The organism is Leptolyngbya sp. O-77 (assembly GCF_001548395.1).
In the GTDB taxonomy this organism is placed as follows: domain Bacteria; phylum Cyanobacteriota; class Cyanobacteriia; order Elainellales; family Elainellaceae; genus Thermoleptolyngbya.
Genome location: NZ_AP017367.1, coordinates 569,159 through 585,396 on the forward strand (window position 1 = coordinate 569,159; position 16,238 = coordinate 585,396).

At 58.0% G+C, this 16,238-nt stretch carries 12 protein-coding genes; 4 read left to right on the forward strand and 8 right to left on the reverse strand.

Annotation, left to right across the window (positions count from 1 at the left end):
* Window positions 1-221 precede the first annotated feature (221 nt).
* The 8 genes from O77CONTIG1_RS02455 to O77CONTIG1_RS02490 all read right to left on the reverse strand — a co-directional run bounded on the left by O77CONTIG1_RS02455 (window position 222) and on the right by O77CONTIG1_RS02490 (window position 10,271).
* Window positions 222-2,012 (reverse strand): ABC transporter ATP-binding protein, encoded by a 1,791-nt coding sequence (locus tag O77CONTIG1_RS02455; RefSeq protein ID WP_225894667.1) that lies wholly within the window; start codon window positions 2,010-2,012, stop codon window positions 222-224.
* A 123-nt stretch (window positions 2,013-2,135) separates the two neighbouring features.
* On the reverse strand, window positions 2,136-2,693 hold the full coding sequence (locus tag O77CONTIG1_RS02460) for a serine O-acetyltransferase (protein ID WP_068507778.1): 558 nt from the start codon (window positions 2,691-2,693) through the stop codon (window positions 2,136-2,138).
* A 152-nt stretch (window positions 2,694-2,845) separates the two neighbouring features.
* Window positions 2,846-3,856, reverse strand: coding sequence for a glycosyltransferase family 2 protein (locus O77CONTIG1_RS02465; RefSeq protein ID WP_068507780.1), 1,011 nt, complete (start codon window positions 3,854-3,856; stop codon window positions 2,846-2,848).
* A gap of 150 nt (window positions 3,857-4,006) precedes the next feature.
* Window positions 4,007-5,008 carry a hypothetical protein gene (locus tag O77CONTIG1_RS02470; protein ID WP_197673300.1) on the reverse strand — a complete coding sequence of 334 codons (1,002 nt, stop codon included), beginning with the start codon at window positions 5,006-5,008 and terminating at the stop codon, window positions 4,007-4,009.
* A gap of 67 nt (window positions 5,009-5,075) precedes the next feature.
* Complete coding sequence (locus tag O77CONTIG1_RS02475) at window positions 5,076-6,206, reverse strand: glycosyltransferase family 4 protein (protein ID WP_225894668.1); 1,131 nt, start codon at window positions 6,204-6,206, stop codon at window positions 5,076-5,078.
* Window positions 6,207-6,444: 238 nt separating this feature from the next.
* Window positions 6,445-7,824: a hypothetical protein gene (locus tag O77CONTIG1_RS02480; RefSeq protein ID WP_068507783.1), complete on the reverse strand. Its 1,380-nt coding sequence runs from the start codon at window positions 7,822-7,824 to the stop codon at window positions 6,445-6,447.
* A 44-nt stretch (window positions 7,825-7,868) separates the two neighbouring features.
* Window positions 7,869-9,221, reverse strand: a complete 1,353-nt coding sequence (locus O77CONTIG1_RS02485; RefSeq protein WP_068507785.1) for an oligosaccharide flippase family protein — start codon at window positions 9,219-9,221, stop codon at window positions 7,869-7,871.
* 120 nt (window positions 9,222-9,341) lie between these two features.
* Window positions 9,342-10,271, reverse strand: coding sequence for a glycosyltransferase (locus O77CONTIG1_RS02490; protein WP_317134193.1), 930 nt, complete (start codon window positions 10,269-10,271; stop codon window positions 9,342-9,344).
* On the opposite strand from O77CONTIG1_RS02490, the gene O77CONTIG1_RS27675 reads away from it, so the two are divergent.
* The 4 genes from O77CONTIG1_RS27675 (at window position 10,236) to O77CONTIG1_RS02510 (ending at window position 16,082) form a co-directional block, all read left to right on the forward strand.
* The gene (locus tag O77CONTIG1_RS27675; RefSeq protein WP_286132732.1) at window positions 10,236-10,379 is read left to right on the forward strand and encodes a hypothetical protein; all 144 of its coding nucleotides are present in this window, start codon (window positions 10,236-10,238) and stop codon (window positions 10,377-10,379) included. The two genes, O77CONTIG1_RS02490 and O77CONTIG1_RS27675, sit on opposite strands and share 36 nt — an antisense overlap.
* Window positions 10,380-11,137: 758 nt before the next feature.
* Window positions 11,138-12,418 (forward strand): polysaccharide biosynthesis/export family protein, encoded by a 1,281-nt coding sequence (locus tag O77CONTIG1_RS02500; protein ID WP_225894669.1) that lies wholly within the window; start codon window positions 11,138-11,140, stop codon window positions 12,416-12,418.
* Window positions 12,419-12,666: 248 nt separating this feature from the next.
* Window positions 12,667-15,039, forward strand: coding sequence for a GumC family protein (locus O77CONTIG1_RS02505; protein ID WP_068507790.1), 2,373 nt, complete (start codon window positions 12,667-12,669; stop codon window positions 15,037-15,039).
* Window positions 15,036-16,082: a glucokinase gene (locus O77CONTIG1_RS02510; protein WP_068507792.1), complete on the forward strand. Its 1,047-nt coding sequence runs from the start codon at window positions 15,036-15,038 to the stop codon at window positions 16,080-16,082. Before O77CONTIG1_RS02505 ends, O77CONTIG1_RS02510 begins: the two co-directional genes overlap by 4 nt.
* Window positions 16,083-16,238: the final 156 nt, after the last annotated feature.

A 16,238-nucleotide genomic window follows, 5' to 3' on the forward strand; every position in this document is an offset into this window, starting at 1 on the left:
TTACCCGCTGATGCCCGTTTGGAGACAGGTTGTAGATTTTGGATTGGGGATTTTGGATTGGGGATTTTGGATTGCCAGACTAGGCGTTGATGAAGTCTCCAGGCATTGGCGCTTGTGAGAAGCGCTTGTAAGACTTGTAAGAATCGATCTGGGTATTGATCTGGGTGTCAGGACAGGGGGAGAGGGCAGAAGCATTGGACGAGATAGTTGAGATTGGCAGTTTAGGCGGAGGCTGCGACGGATTTCTTCATCTGGGATTCCAAAATCACGCCGTAGAGCGGACTGGTTTTCAGCAGTTCCTCGTGGGTGCCCTGGGCCACCAGTCGCCCCTTGTCCATTACCAGAATGCGATCGGCAGTGCGGACGGTGCTGATGCGCTGGGCCACCACGAAGGAGGTGCAGGTGCGGCGGCGCATCAGGTCGTCGAGGGCGGCTTGAATCTCGGCGCTGGTTTTGGCATCCACTGCCGAAGTGCTGTCGTCCAGGATCAGAATGTTGTAGTCGGTGAGCAGTGTGCGGGCGATCGCCAATCGCTGCTTTTGCCCACCCGAAAGCCCCACGCCCCGCTCCCCAACGAGGGTGTGATATCCTTCCGGCAAACTGGCGATAAAGTCGTGAATTTGCGCCGTTTTCGCCACGGCGATCGCCTCTTCTAGGGTGGCGTGGGGCTTGGCGTAGGTGATGTTGGACAAAATCGTGCCGGAAAACAGCGTCGTTTCCTGAAACACGATGCCAATGCGCGATCGCAGGCTTTGCAATGTGAAATCGCGCACATCGCGCCCGTCAATCCGCACGGCTCCATCCGTCACGTCGTAAAACCGAGGAATCAGGTTGACCACCGTGCTTTTGCCCGATCCGGTCATGCCGAGGATGGCGATTAGCTCGTTGGGCCGGGTCTCGAAAGACACATGGCGGAGGGCGGGCGTGGTGGAGCCAGGATAACGAAAAGACACATTCTCAAACGTGATGCGGCCGCCACAGGTGAGAAATGGAACCGCTCTGGGGCGATCGCGAATCTCGACTTCCGCATCCACCACTTCGTAGACGCGCTCTGCCGAAGCCGCTGCCTGGGCGATCGCTGGGGCCGCAAAGCCAATCAGCAAAATCGGCTGCAAGATCAGCAGCAGGTACGAGTTAAACGCCACCAGTTCGCCTACCGAAAAGCGGCCGCCAATCACCGCCGCGCCGCCATAGCCAATCACCGCCACCGTTACCAGATTGCTCAGCAAAAAGATAAACGGAAATGTATTGCGAATCGAGCGCACCGTTTTCAGGTTCGCCGTCACCAAGTCTTGATTCAGGCTGGAATAACGCGCCGTTTCCACGTCCTCCCGCACAAACGCCTTGACCACGCGCACGCCGATCAGGTTCTCTTGCAGCACGGCGTTTAGATTGCTCAACTGTTCCTGCACTTGGCGAAATAGGCTGCTGTTTTGCCGCAAAAACCGCGCCATCAGCCAGCTACTTGCAGGCACGACCGTCAGCGTGATCAGCGCCAGTTCCCAGTTCATAACAAACAGGATGATGGCGATCGCCACCAGCGTCACCACGCCGCTGATCACCTGAATCAGGCTGGTGCTGAGAAACGTCCGCACCTGCTCGATGTCGCTGGTGACTCGCGTCAGCAGTTGCGAAGTCTGCGCCTGGTCATGATAGCTAAAGCTGAGATTCTGAATTTTCCGAAAAATGCGGTTCCGCAGGTCATAGGCTACGCCCTGCGACAGCGCCTCGGCACAAAAACTTTGCCCAAAGTTGAACACACCCCGGGCGATCGCCGCCGCCACCAGCCCGCCCGCTCCGTACAGCACTACGCGCAGATTTCGCTGCGCCACCCCTTGGTCAATCGCCCAGCGAAAGAGTTGTGGGGTCGCCGCGTAGGCTGCAATCAGCAACAGCGCACTCAGCAACCCGCCCAGCGTCAGCCAGGGATAGTGCTGCAAGCTACCCAAGACTCGCTGGAGCGGCAGCAGCGAAGACTTTTCTTCCAGATTGTTCAGATTAGACGATGGCACAGATCAGCCGCCCCGAAGCCCCAAACAATTCCCTCCAGCCTATCAGACCCAGGGCGATCGCCGTTGCTCTAGCCAGTCCGTTGGCTCAGCTAGGTGATCTGGTGATCTCGGTAACCTGGTCATCTAGTCAATAATCCTGGCAGGAATGCCCACTGCCGTTTTGCCTGCGGGCACATCCTTCAACACGACAGCGTTTGCACCCACATTTGCATCGTCGCCCAGCGTCACTGCACCCAGAATCTTCGCCCCCGCGCCTACATTCACCCGCTTGCCGAGGCGGGGTGCTTCGGTCGGGCGATCGAGATAGCGGTTGCCCATCGTCACGCCCTGACGAATCACGCTGTCGTCGCCGATCACCGTTTGTCCATGAATCACGATCGCCCCTTGGTGTTCAATAATCACGCGCCGCCCAAGCTGCACCGTGTAAGGCAGTTCGATCCCGTAAACATTGCGAACATGGCGAAACATGGCCCGGTAGAGAATGCTGAAGGGGGCCCTCAGCAGCTTCGGCTCAATGCCCATGCGCCACACGCCAAAGCGATGCACCGCCACGGCACGAAACCCAGGCTTCGTCCAATCGCGGCCGTGGGCGATCCAGTCTTCTTTGATCTGCTGCCACAGCGACAACGGCGCATCCTCTGAAGCGGCAGACATCATGGAGGGGTCAGTATGAGCAACCATAGGTCGGGGTTTGAAGTTTGGGACTGGGGATGTGGTGAGATATCGGTTTAAGCCACTTAAGCCACGAGGGGTTGGGGGGATTAAAGCCCTGGATCTGACTCCAAAACCTCGCCAGACTTTTTGCTAATGCCAGACTTTTTGCTAGCGCCAGATCACGAGCAGCGGGCAGGCTTAATTTCGGCTCCCTTTAGAAACACGCTGTTGGCGATGAAATCGGACAGGAAATTGGGCGGGTCGGCATCGGGCTTTTGCTGGAGGACGCGCCGCAACCGCCATAGGGCAAAGGTGCTAGCCCACACAGCATCGGTCGCCGCGGCATAGAGCCAGCCGTGGTTTTTGACAAAATAGCGGCGGCGCGAGTCAAACCAATATTGTGGGCGACGCTTGGGCGCTTGCTTTTGGTTAGTGACACCGGAGCTTTGCCCCACCAGATGCACGACGCGGCTCTCTGGCACATACCAGCAGGGCCAACCAGCGCGATGGGCTTGCAGGCAAAAGTCCATCTCTTCGTAATACATGAAGTATTCTTCGTCCATCAGCCCGACGGCATCGAACACGTCCCGGCGGATGATCATGCTAGCTCCGGCCACCCAGTCGGTCTGAAAGGTGTCATCAGACACAGGCGGTGCAACCGTCCAGCGGTTTAGCAGCTTGCTGACGATGCCTAGCCGCAGCCCGTCGTCAATTTCGCTGAATAGCGTGTGAAACCGGAAGGCTGAGCGCTGGGGCGTGCCGTCGGGATCTTCTAGCCGACTGCCCGCAATGCCGACGGTGGGATGCTCGTCCATAAACTGAACCAGCACTTGCAGCGCTCGCGGACGGACAATCGTGTCCGGATTCAGCAGCAACACGTAGTCTGGCGGGTGTGCGGATTGTAGCGCTGGCCGAATCGCCGCATTGTTGCCATAGGCAAAGCCGCCGTTTTTCGGTAAGGGCATAAAGGTACACCAGGATTCCCAGCCCTCAGCGGCGATCGCCCCACTAATTCGTTCCACCGAATCATCCGGCGATAGGTTATCGGTCACCACCACGCGGGTATCGGGCATGGCCTGAATTTCGGGGACGAGCGATCGCAGCGTGTCAATCGTCAGGTCGGGCGTTCGATAGTTCACAATCACCACCAGCAGGCGGGTTGCCGGGGTCAGCGGTAAAGATTGAGTCATAGAGGTTGATCAAAAACGCGCACAACTGGGTTGCTTTGGGCTAGCGATGGGTCGATCAATGCACCGGAACCCGTCCTTTTCGATCCACTGAGATTAAATCACACGGCGGCTAAAATCACGGTATCAATCCACTCATCCGTGAGATCACGACTAGATCACGACACAGAGCTTTTGATACGCGGCGGCCTTTTGCTGGCGTAGCTGATTTAGCCCCTTGCTCAGTATTTTCCACTGGGGCGGAGCGCTGTTGACCAGGGGACCCTGGGCCGCCAGCCAGGTCGCTACATCAGGATGCGTGTCTTTCAGGCATTGCAGAAACGTGTCCCAAAACGGCATCCACATCGCGTCGTGATAGTGCAAAATTTTGGCTTGCCGCAGCTTTTCGGGGTCATACCACTGGGCGTGGGTTTTCGTGCCCATGCCGTAGTTGTGAGAATGGGGCAAAGCCCGCCAGCGCAGACCCGTTTTCACCATCGCCATGCCCAGCGTGTGCTGCGTGAAATACACGCCCGCTTTGGCAGAAGCAATATGGGCATCCAGCAGCTTTAGCGTGGTGTCGAGGTGGACTTTGGAAAAGCCCGTGGCGCAGCGATAGACAAACACGCCGCTGTTCCAATACAGGCGGATTTTGATGCCTTCGCGCTCGGTGACGATCCACGGCAGATCGGATAGCTCCAGCCCCGCCACTTTGCAGGCTTCTCGCCAGTAAGGTTCAAACGGATCGTCAGGGCCCGACGTGCCAATGTTCTTGTCGGGGGCACAGGCGGCAAAGTCTTCGTCGGCAGATAGGCGGAGTTGGCTGGGTTCGCCCAAGATCAGCAGATCGCTATCCAGCCAGCCCAGAAACTCCGTCGTGCAGCGTTCTTCGACCGCCGCCATCGCGTAGTGCTTGTTGAGAAAGCTTTTCCAGGCGTAGGGGTTTTGGGCCCGAAAGCGCAGATATTCCACGCCCAGACGGTCAAACGCCCGCAGGGTTTTGGCAGAGAGTGGCGGGCCAAAGCGCGGCGTGACGGCGACCACGGGCGCGTCAGCAAAGGCTCCGCCCCAGCGCCGCAGACTATCGACCATGCGGACGGTCTGGGTTTCTAGCCAGCCCGACTCGACGCAGCAAACAAAGGTTGTGTCGGGCGAAGAATTGGATATAGATGACATAAGTTCGCTCCGTAATTCGCTCCAGTTCAGGGTTTGTTCGATTCAGGTTGTGCTTCCAAACCTGAGTTCAGGTTTCGCGGTATTCGGGTTGCAACGCGCTTGCGCCGTAGTTTTGCGATTTGCAGGTCAGCAGCAGCGTTTTTAGGCGGGCGGCCCAGCCGCGCTTGGGGTCATAGAATCGGTCTTGCAGTTTGAGGCAGGCTTGCTGCTTTTGCTGGTATAGAGCGCGATCGCCCATCAGCGTGACCAGCGCTCCGGCATAGGCGGCTGTATCGTCTGGAGGAACCTCAACGACCGCCTCGCGAACAGCAGAAAGCGCCGGGCAGGCGGCAGACGTGACCACCGGACGACCCGCCAGCACGCCCTCCACCACCACTTTGTTGAACCCTTCCACAAAATCGGTGCGAGTCGGCACGATAACCGCGTGGGCCGCTTCGTAGCGCTGTCGCATCGCCGCCTGGTCGCAGTGGCCGTGGCAGATGAAAGAATCCGCCAGTCCTGCCGCTGCGGCCGCCTGCTGGAGCGCCTCCAGGGCAGACCCATCGCCGCACAGGTCAAACACGATGTTTTGGCTGAGCGCACGGGCTTGTTTGGCGATTTCCAGCAGGTCAAACACGCCTTTTTCGGGTTCGATGCGCCCTGCAAACAGCACGCGGAAGGGCGATCGCCCGTTATCCGGAGGAGCCAGCAGAGCAAACTGCTCCCGCCGATAGACTGGCGTAAAAATTGAAATCGTGGGGTGCTGCTGGTGGGTGAGCAGCGCAACTTGCTCCGCAATATCGTCAGAAATCGCCAAAATCGCGCGACAATCTCGGCTAAACAGCCGCCTACCCCAGTTTAGAGCCATTTTCTCGACCCGGCGCATGGGCAGAAACTTGCGCCATAGCACGCAGTGCAGCGACGGAATCACCTGCACCCCCAGCCGGGGCAGCAGCGACAGCATGAACCAGTGGGTCGTGCCATCGGCCACCACTGCTACATCGGCGCGAAACCGCATGGCCGTCATCGCCAGCCTCAGCCCGTACCAGATTTGTCCTACGTGATAGAGCAGCCCGCTGGCATTGCGAAAAGGAATCGGTCGATGTTCCAGCGTAAAGGTTCCATCCTGAATCTTTTGCGAATCTTGGTGAGAGGAAATCACATAAGCATCCGCATTGAGTTCACGACAGACTTCAAAAAACTGTCCGGAGTAGGTCACTGAAACTTGCGACGGATCATCTTTTTGCTGTCTCCAGTGCTGGTATGTTCCAATTACATTTCCAGGGCCAGCCGCGTACAAAACGCGCAGAGACGATGGCATCACCTTTTGCATGAAAACGACCTCAGATCAGCGGAAGAAGCAGTTGCAGCAATCTCGATGTGGGCGTATGGAAGACACTCTGGAGGCGTTAAGTCGTGCAGAGGGCGATCGCACTTTTCACTTAGCGTTCCCGAACTTAGGGCGAAGCTAGCGGCAGGCTCGGCCTTCGACGCGGGAGCGATCGCGGCGCAGGTTTTCGCTTCGGGACTCGTTTTCGCAGCGACTCCGGCTTTAGCACCAGCCCCGCAATACCGCCGCTGGAGAGCGTGAAAATAGGATTGGGCATGGCGTTTAGCACACAATCCAGCGCAAAGAGAACCGTGACCACCGCAACGCAGACGGCAGGCGCAGCCAGCGGATGGGCCCACACCTTAGGCGGGTAGCGAATCGCGCACAGCAGAAACGACGGCACAATCATCGTGCTAAACAGCGTGATCAGCCCAAACGCACCCTGATTGCCAAAGGCGATGATCCACAGGCTATCGGTGACAGAAATATCCTTGCCGTAGTCGTCGTAGACGCGGGCGCGACCCCACCCACCCCAGCCAAAAACGGGACGCTGGCGGGCTTTTTCGCTCAGCAGTTCCTCGTTTTCTAGTCGAAAGATCAGCGATTGAGCGCGTTCCGCATTCAGCGTTTTGGTGACAAATTCTTCGATGCTGTCGCGGCGATCGGGCGTAATGTAGCCCGTTGCGCCCATATAAAGGTACGTGCTGATGAATATCACCAGGAGGATAAGTGGAATGTAGGTTTTCAGCTTGCTGCCCAAAAATAAGATAAGCAGACCAAATACCAGCAGCAGGTAAGCCCCCGTCGAGCGGCAGTTGAGAAAACTGATCACCAGCACAGGAACCAGCGTTTTCATCGGCTTGTCCCAGAACTTTTTCAGCACGCCGCTTTTCCAGAGCCAGATGCCCACCAGCGCTGCCGCCATCATCCAGGCCCCCACCGCCAGCCCGTGAGCCATAAACACCGTGGGACGATAGCCGCCCATCCGCATGGTTTGCGAAAAGTCGGCGCGGGCGTGATAGCCGTAGACCATCCGGTGAAGCTGGGGGCTGAAGCGCGATTCGTAGATCGTGAAGGGAATGTAGACGAGTCCTCCGGCAAAGATGGCGATCGCCAAGTGCTTCATGCCCGCCAGATTACTCAAGTACAATCGCCCAAACAGATAAGGCAATCCCCAACTCACGACCTGCTCCAGGCTGCTGGAAACGCCGTCATAAGCGCCCAGCCCATTTGCCATTGAGGAGATAAACGGACTGATGCAATACAACACCATCAGCCCGTCAATCCAGCCAGGTTTGAAGGTGCTAAATCGTCCTGAGTCGAACACGAACACAGCCAGCAAAATGCCATAGCACGTCGCCGACATTTTGGTGTAGTCAGGAATGCTGGGCAGCACGATGGCCGCCTGCGGCAGGAACAGCCACGCGACCACAAAACTGATGATGACGGCCCGCGGGGGGGAATAGCGCGTGAACAGGTACAGCACGATGGGAATCCAGCCGTACATCACGAGGGCAACTGTCGGGACTCATGGCGATCGCTCCTCAGGGGTTACACCGATCCGCCAAAGGCGGGCAGCCCCCAGCCCAGCGCCAGCCGCAGCCCCAACACCGCCGCCAGCAGTCCCAAAAACACGGCCGTCGCCTGCACATCCTGTCGCCAGCAGCCCAGCCGCTCTTTTTCCAGCCCGTATAGCACCACGCCATACATCGGCAAGTCGCTAAAGGTGATGGCCAGCACGCCACCCCACAGCCCCGCCATATCGAACCCCAGCGGAATGCCAAGGGCGATCGCCCCAAACCGCAGCAGGTTTCCCCAAGCGCCGTAGACCGACTTACCCACACTCAGCAGACAGGGGTTCATCGTGCTATACAGCAGCGTGTGCCATAGCCCAAAAGACATCACAGGCACCATCCACGCGGCATCCCGATAGCGGTTGTCGTACAGCATCAGGATGAATAAATCGCCAAAGCCGACCACGCCCGACAGCAGCAGCGCCGACCCCATCAGCAATAGCCAGCGCTTTTTCAAAATCTTGGCCCGCAATTCAGGCCGGGGCAGATCTGCCGTGCGCGACACCACCGGAAAAATCACCTTGGTTCCCAATGCGCCAATCACCTGCCGGGGAATGTCCGACAGCGTGAAGGCGATGGTGTAAATCCCCAGCATCGTGATGGAGATGTATTTGCCGAGAATCAAGCGGTCGGCCTGGGTCGCCAAAAACGTCAGCGCGGTAGAGATAAAGATCCAGCGGCCAAAGCTGAATAAATCTCGCAGCGATTCTTTTTCCCAGCACAACTGGTTGCGATAGCCCGGAATCAGCCAAAAGCTGCGGGCTGTTCGCAGGGCTGCTGCTACCAGGTTGCCGCCCACCAGCGCCCAAATCGTTGGGCTAAAGCTGGCCCAGATGATCATAAAAATCAGCGAGGCCGCCTGCATGATGGCATCGAACTTGATGGTCTTGGCCAGGTCAACGTGGCGGCGCAGGGTCGCAACAGCGGTAGACTCAAACCCATTGAGAATGGTGGTCAGCCCGACGATGGGAATCAGCCAGAGCAGGCGTGGCTCGTTGTAAAACTGGGCGGTGGGATAGGCGATCGCCAGACAAAACAGCCACAGTCCAAAGCCCCGCACGATTTGCAGCGTCCAGGCCGTGTTGTAAAAGGCTGGCTCGTCGCCGCGCTTGTTTTGCACAATGCTGGGAATGATGCCCACATCGGAAAACAGTTGCAGCCCGATGATGGGAATATTTACCAGTGCCATCAGTCCGAAATATTCTGGCAGCAGCAGCCGCGTCAGAATCAGGTTGCCGCCGAAGCGCATGATCTGGCTGGCTCCGTAGCCTGCAATAGTCCAGATCACGCCGCTGAGGGCCAGTCGGTTGAGAGAGGCAGAAGAGTCCATGCGAATTCCGTGGGAAGGGGCAGAGAGACGTTCGGTCGCGTTCCAAGCAGGCTAGATGCTGTTGAGCGAAGGCAGCAGATGAGGTTGGGGCAGACAGCCAGCAGCAACCGTAGGCAACTCCTAGCCTTCGGGAATCGGTTGAGACAGGTCGGGTTGGGCGATCGCCTCGGACAATCGCGCTTCGGTTTCAATCTGCTGAAACAGGGTCGCTAGCTTGCGGGCTTCGGTGGCAGCGTTGTGCTGCTGAAACACGCGCGATCGCCCCCGTTCTCCCATCGCACTTAGCGTTTCCGAGTCGGCTAGCAGCACCTCTCGCAGCGCCGCCGTCAGGTCTTCGACCGCGCCCGGCGGCACCAGCCAGCCCGATCGCCCTGACTCCACCAGTTCGGGAATGCCTGCCACATAGGTACTCACCACCGGACGCGCCAGCGCCAGCGCCTCCATCAGCACGACGGGCAGGCCCTCGGCAAAGCTGGGCAACACCAGGGCGCGAGAATTTACGATATGCTGCCGCACCTCAGCGCTGCTGGCCCAGCCCGTAATTTCAACCTGAGACTGTAGACCGTACTGAGCGATGGCCGCCTCTACCTGGGGACGCAGTTCGCCGTCGCCCACTAGCACCAGCTTGAAGGGAATACCCTCCGCCGCTAGGGGGGCGATCGCCTCCAGCAGCAGCAAGTGCCCCTTTTGCTCACTCAGTCGCCCCACGCAGACCAATTGCTGCGTTTCGGGAACCGGGGTCGCCGCCTGGGTCAAAAATTCTTCATCCACGCCGCAGTGAACCACCTGAATCTTGCGCCAATCGGCAGCCTCGCACCAGCGCATCAGTTGACTTCTGCCAAAGGCACTGATCGCCACGACCCCTGCCGCCCGCCGGATTTTTTCGGGCAGCAGCAGCGCCTCTGGTCGGTCAAATTCTTCGGGGCCATGCACCGTAAAGCTGTAGGTCGGCCCGCCCAGCGCGTGGCACAACATGGCTACGGTCGTGGAGTTCGTACCAAAATGAGCATGGACATGCGTAATTCCCTGGAGATGCAACTCGCGCCGCAAAATGCAGGCTTCCGCAAGGTAAGCCAGATGATGAGCCAGTCCGCGCTGACCCCGACGACTGATTTTCAGCGTAAAGGCAAGTGCTTTTTAGAAACTGTCCGGGGATGAGCCAACGCGGTTTGAATCAATCCCTTTGCTAAGCCAGAGATACCCCGCGACAGAATCACCTGAGTTTTGTGCAGTTCTGCCTGGTCGCCAGGGTCTACCAGCTCGCCACCGCAGGAGCGCACCGAAAAGCGAGCAACAGGCGTGCCGCCCGCCTCCAGCGCCAGAATTTCTCGCCGGATAAAGCTGTGGCTGACCTTGGGGATATTGGTTCACCAAATACGCAATCGTCATGGCTGCTTTTGCAGGGGGGGGGATGTGCTAAGGGGCGGGCTGAGGCTGCGCCCCAATCCAGTGTGCCCATGCGGGATGGGGTGGTAACATTTGCCACGCCAAGTATGCGTCACAGAAAATTCCAACGGCTGGACTGAAACCGGATTGAGGGGCAATATCGGCCCGACTTTTAAGCACGCCAAGATGCATCAAAGCCGAAGCAAATTCTGGCAATCTCCGCAATTTTGACTAGACTTGCGGGCGTTACTGAGAGCCAGCAGTTGGGCATTCTAAAGCCAGAGTTTATGAATCAACGCAGCGTGCGATTCGCGAAGCGATCCCTACGGGAATCGCCCGCTCTGCCTTTATCCAGCACCGAACAGCACCAAGCAGCACCAAGCAGCACCGAAATTGAAAACCCGCTCATTCACCTAAGCCCAATTCAAACTGCACCGATCGCAAAGATGCGTCTCACTTAAAAATCAGCGTCTATGACACCCCCAATCCAGACTGTTGCGCCTCATCTTCCCGACGCTCTCTGCCCTCCTGTGCCGCAGCGTGTCCGTCCAATCGCCCACCGCAACAATATCCGTGTTAATACGGCATTAACGGTTTTCATTAGCACTATTGCCCTGCCCGTCATTAGCGCCATCGCCCTCCCCGTCGCCGCGCAAACGTCTTCGACAGGCACGTCTTCGACAGGATGGACAGCAACCCCGACCTCTCCTGCTGCGCCGATGACAAACGTCCCAGCGCAGGTACAACCCTCGCCCCAACCGGGGTTGCAGCCCCTCATGCCGCTGTTGCCCGCCGCCCCGCAGACTGACTCGCCCTTTACCCTCCAGCAGCCCCTTCCTGCCGCCCAAAGCCGCGATACCTACATCCTGGGTGCAGGCGATGCCATTCGCATTGATATTTTCGACGTGCCAGAATTCAGCGGGCAGAATGGGCAATACACGATCCTGTCGGATGGCTCTCTGAACCTGCCCTGGATTGGCAATGTGTCGGTTCAAAACATGACGCTGGAGCAGGCCGCCAACACGCTGGCTCAGCGCTACGCCCGCTATATCGACAATCCGCTGATTACCGTGACGCTGCTGGCTCCTCGCCCGATGCGGATCGGCATCATCGGTCAGGTGAATCGCCCTGGAATTTATACGGTCAACCCAGCGACAGGCGCAACCTCCCAAAAGCAAACCGTTAGCACTGCTATCCAGGCGGCAGGGGGTATTACCCAACTGGCAAACGTGCGGGCGATCGAGGTGCGCCGCCCCACGCCCAGCGGAGAGCATAGCATCACGGTCGATCTGTGGCGATTCTTGCAGGCTGGCGACATTTCTCAGGACATTGCGCTGCAAGATGGCGATACGGTGGTGATTCCCCAGGCCGATTCCATTGACCCCACAGAGTCGGCTCAGATCGCCGCCGCTAGCTTTTCTCCGGCCACCATCAACGTCAACATCGTGGGTGAAGTAATGCGGCCAGGCACCCTTGCGCTGCCGCCGAATGTCTCGCTGAATCAGGCCATCATGGCAGCGGGCGGGTTTAATCGGCAGCGGGCGCGGCAGAGCGAAGTCAGCCTGATCCGGCTCAATCCTGACGGCACGGTGACGAAGCGAGAGGTAGATATTGATTTTGCGGCCAGCCTGAACGATGCCACCAATCCGCCGCTTCGCAGTAACGACATTATCGTGGTCGGGCGATCGTCCCTCGCGTCTACCTCGGATTTTTTGAATACGCTGCTCAGCCCGCTCAACGGCGTGTTTTCCATTTTTCGCGTGTTTGATGGGCTGGGTACTCTGCTGGCCCCGTCGCCCCGAAACCCCTAGAGCAGAGCAAGCAACCCAAGGAGTTCATCTTTGGGCCATGTTGGATAACGGCGAACGCATGGTTGGTTAAAGCAGGGTGCATTCTAGAAACGCCTTTCAAAGTAGGGCGTTCAACCTGAAATTTAAGCGCAGATTCTCAAGGTTCTAAGCAAAAAATTCAGGGGTTCCTATCAGCCTTTCAGCCCTGGCGGTCTCAATAGGCAATATAGATGACCCCGCACTGCGAGAGACATCACAGCGAGAAAATTATGGATCAGGATTTGGACCTGCAAGCTCTCGATGAGCCAGGGGAAGCCAGTGCTCCGAAAAAGGGCGGACTGCCGATTGGCGGACTGATCCGCATGGTGAAGCGGAAGATCTTGATCATTGGTGGAATGACCGGGGCGCTGTCGATTGCCGCCTGGTTATCGACCGCTTCTGATTTGCCCACCTATCGCGGCAACTTTCAACTGCTGGTGGAGCCTGTGACCTCGGAGGCGCGAATTGCCGAGCCAACGGCGCTGACTCGTTCTGCTGGCGGTGTGCCCAGCCGCGATATTTTTAGCCTGGACTATCCGACGCAACTGCAAATTTTGCGGAGTCCCAAGGTGTTGGAAGAGGTGTATGAAAAGGTGCGAGCTAAGTACCCAGCATTTACCTACTTTCAGCTAATTCAGGGGCTAGAGTTGGGGCGGATTGGCAATACTCGCACAACGGAGACAAAGATTTTACAGGTGGGCTATTCTGGCTCCGATGCCGATCTTGTGCAACTGGTGCTGAACGAGCTGGCGAATAAGTATCTGCGATATAGCTTAGAGGATCGCAAGTCTCGCATTAGTGAGGGGGTAAAGTTTATTGAAGATCAGCTTCCGGGTTTGCAAAGGCGGGTAGCTGAGCTGGAAAAGCAGCTTCAGGAGTTGCAGCAAGCCCATGAGCTTATCGATCCGGCTTCGCAGGGGGGGCAAATTTTTTCGCAGCTCCAGACGGTGACGGAGCAGCAAGTCGCAACCCAGCAGCAGATTCAAGAACAGCGTGTGCTTTACAATACGCTGCAACGGCAGTTGGGTCTGTCGCCCAATGAGGCGATCGCTGCTTCGGCCCTCAGCCAAGATCCCCGCTATCAGCAGTTGCTCAGCAGCATCAATGAAATCGACAGTCAGATTGCGCTGGAGTCGAGTCGCTTTACCGATGAAAGCCCGATTATTCAGCGATTGCGACAGCGGCAGGCCAATTTGACGGCCGTGCTGGGGCAGCAGGCCAATCGCATCCTGGGGCCGCAACTGGCTCGTAAAGCAGATTCGCTGACTTATCAAGACTCGCTGCGGTTGGGGCTGATTCAGCAATTGATCAGTACTGCCAATGAGATGCAGGTGTTGCAGATGCGGGATCAATTTCTGGCACGGCGACAGGCGGAGGTTTCGCGCCAGGTGCAGCAGTTTCCGGCGATCGCCCGTCGCTATGCCGAAATTCAGCGTGAACTTGGCGTGGCCACCCGCACGCTGGATCAACTGCTGGGTCAACGGGAGACGCTGCGGGTAGAGGCCGCCCAGACACAAGTGCCGTGGGAACTGATCTCAGAACCCATGCTGCCTCGTGATGCGAACGGCGAGGCCATTCCCGACCCCAATAGCTCTCGCAAGAAGCTAATGATGGGCATGGTGGCCGGGCTGGTGCTGGGCCTGGGAACGGCAGTGCTGATTGAAAAGCGGCAAAACATCTTTTTCGGTGCAGAAGACGTGAAAGATGCCGTGCCTGTGCCGCTGCTGGGGGTGCTGCCGGCCTGCGCCACGGACGACCCCTGCGGCAGCTTGCTCAGCATTGCGCCCAGCAGTGGGGAACTGAGCGAGGATGCCTTCCCGTTTCTGGACGCAGTGAACAATTTCTACGCCAGCCTGCGATTTCTCAACCCCAACAACCTGGTGCGATCGCTCGTTGTTTGCTCTCCGGCAGCGGGCGACGGCAAAACCACCATCGCTCTGCACCTGGCGCAAACGGCGGCTGGGGCTGGACAGCGCGTGCTGCTGGTGGATGCCAATCTGCGATCGCCCAAACTGCACAGCATTCTAAACCTGCCAAATGATTGCGGACTGAGCGAACTGCTGGCCCAGAAGGTCTATCCCGAAGATGCTATCCAAGTCTGCCCCAGCCTGGAACATCTGTGCATCCTCACTGCCGGGCAAACGCCCCCCGGCACAACCAAAATGCTGGCCTCGCCCCAGATGAAAGACCTGATGGCGGCGTTTGATGCCCAGTTTGACCTGATCCTGTACGACACGCCCAACCTGAGCAGCACCGTCGATGCCAACTTTTTGGCAGCGCAGGCAGACGGCATTTTGCTGGTGCTAGCAGTGCGCCAGACGGCCTACTCCAAAACCAAGGAAGTGCTGAAAAAGCTGGAGGAATTTCATCTGCCGATTATTGGCACTGTGGCCAATCGAGCGATCGCCCCTGTTCAGGTATCTGAAGAAGACGACGAATACGATGAAGATTCTGAAGGAATTTGGGCAGCAACGGTAGCCGAGTTGGAACCGGACTACAATCCTGCCTACAATGTCGATGTCGAGGACGTTGAGGACGACGACGCAGACGACCCCCCCCAGCCCGTTCTAGATCCCCTATTTGTGGATGACATCGCATCATGACTCGACTTTTAGCAGGCGACATCGGCGGCACCAAAACGATTCTGCGGCTGGCAGAAGTCCACAGCGACGAGGGCCCGATTAGGCTGCAAACGCTCCACGAGCGGCGCTACGTCAGCGCCGAATATCTGGATCTGGTGCCGATGGTGCGGGCGTTTTTGGCAGATGCCGAAACCTGCATGGGCTGTTCGCCTGACATTGAGAAAGCCTGCTTTGCGATCGCCGGGCCCGTGGTCAACAATACCTCCGTGCTGACCAATCTCTCCTGGACCCTGGAGGGCGATCGCCTCAGTCGGGAACTCTGCATCCCCAATATTGGGCTGATCAATGACTTTGAAGCCGTTGGCTATGGTGTACTGGGGCTAAGCAGCGACGACTATGACACGCTCCAGATCGGTAAGCCCCAGCCCAACGCCCCCATTGCTGTGATTGGCGCGGGCACCGGCCTGGGGCAGGGCTTCTTGATTCCTCAGGGAGGTGTCTACTATGTCTATCCATCTGAGGGTGGCCATGCCGACTTTGCGCCCCGCTCAGAATTAGAATTTCAACTGCTGAAGTATTTGCTGGATAAGCTGAATATCAATCGCCTGTCGGCCGAGCGGGTGGTGTCGGGGCAGGGGATTGTGTCGATTTACCAGTTTTTGCGCGATCGCCAGCTTGCCGAAGAGTCGCCCGACATCGGCGCGAAAATCCTCACCTGGGAGCGCGAGGCGGGCAAGGCAGAAAAATCCGTCGATCCGGGCGCGGTAATTTCCCTTGGCGCTCAGGCGGGCGATCGCCTCTGCCAGCAAACCATGACCCTGTTTGCCTCTGCCTACGGAGCCGAAGCAGGCAACCTAGCGCTGAAGCTGCTGCCCTTTGGCGGCCTCTACATCGCAGGCGGCATCGCCGCCAAAAACCTGGACGTGCTGAAGGCGGGCGGCTTTATGGAGGCGTTTCTCGACAAGGGGCGCATGAGTCCGCTGCTGGAGCAAATCCCGGTTCACGTCGTGCTGAATTCTCAGGTGGGGCTGATTGGGGCAGCCGTGAGAGCTGCCCGCCTTTAGCACAATTGGCTCCATCATCTGGAATGATAGTCCCTGTAGGCGTAGCGGCAGGCATCATGTCTGCAATGCAGTGGGCCATGTCTGAAGGGCTTGCGTTTCCTGCATCGAAGGACGAGTCGCCTGCATCGCTCAGCAGGGAGGCAAGCGATGGTGCAG

What these genes read in the sequence shown, in the direction of transcription:
- O77CONTIG1_RS02470 (WP_197673300.1), bottom strand. Translation starts at nt 5,008, where the DNA reads ATGTCATCTATATCCAATTCTTCGCCCGACACAACCTTTGTTTGCTGC.
- O77CONTIG1_RS02460 (WP_068507778.1), bottom strand. Translation starts at nt 2,693, where the DNA reads ATGGTTGCTCATACTGACCCCTCCATGATGTCTGCCGCTTCAGAGGAT.
- O77CONTIG1_RS02485 (WP_068507785.1), bottom strand. Translation starts at nt 9,221, where the DNA reads ATGGACTCTTCTGCCTCTCTCAACCGACTGGCCCTCAGCGGCGTGATC.
- O77CONTIG1_RS02480 (WP_068507783.1), bottom strand. Translation starts at nt 7,824, where the DNA reads ATGTACGGCTGGATTCCCATCGTGCTGTACCTGTTCACGCGCTATTCC.
- O77CONTIG1_RS02505 (WP_068507790.1), top strand. Translation starts at nt 12,667, where the DNA reads ATGGATCAGGATTTGGACCTGCAAGCTCTCGATGAGCCAGGGGAAGCC.
- O77CONTIG1_RS02465 (WP_068507780.1), bottom strand. Translation starts at nt 3,856, where the DNA reads ATGACTCAATCTTTACCGCTGACCCCGGCAACCCGCCTGCTGGTGGTG.
- O77CONTIG1_RS27675 (WP_286132732.1), top strand. Translation starts at nt 10,236, where the DNA reads ATGCGTAATTCCCTGGAGATGCAACTCGCGCCGCAAAATGCAGGCTTC.
- O77CONTIG1_RS02510 (WP_068507792.1), top strand. Translation starts at nt 15,036, where the DNA reads ATGACTCGACTTTTAGCAGGCGACATCGGCGGCACCAAAACGATTCTG.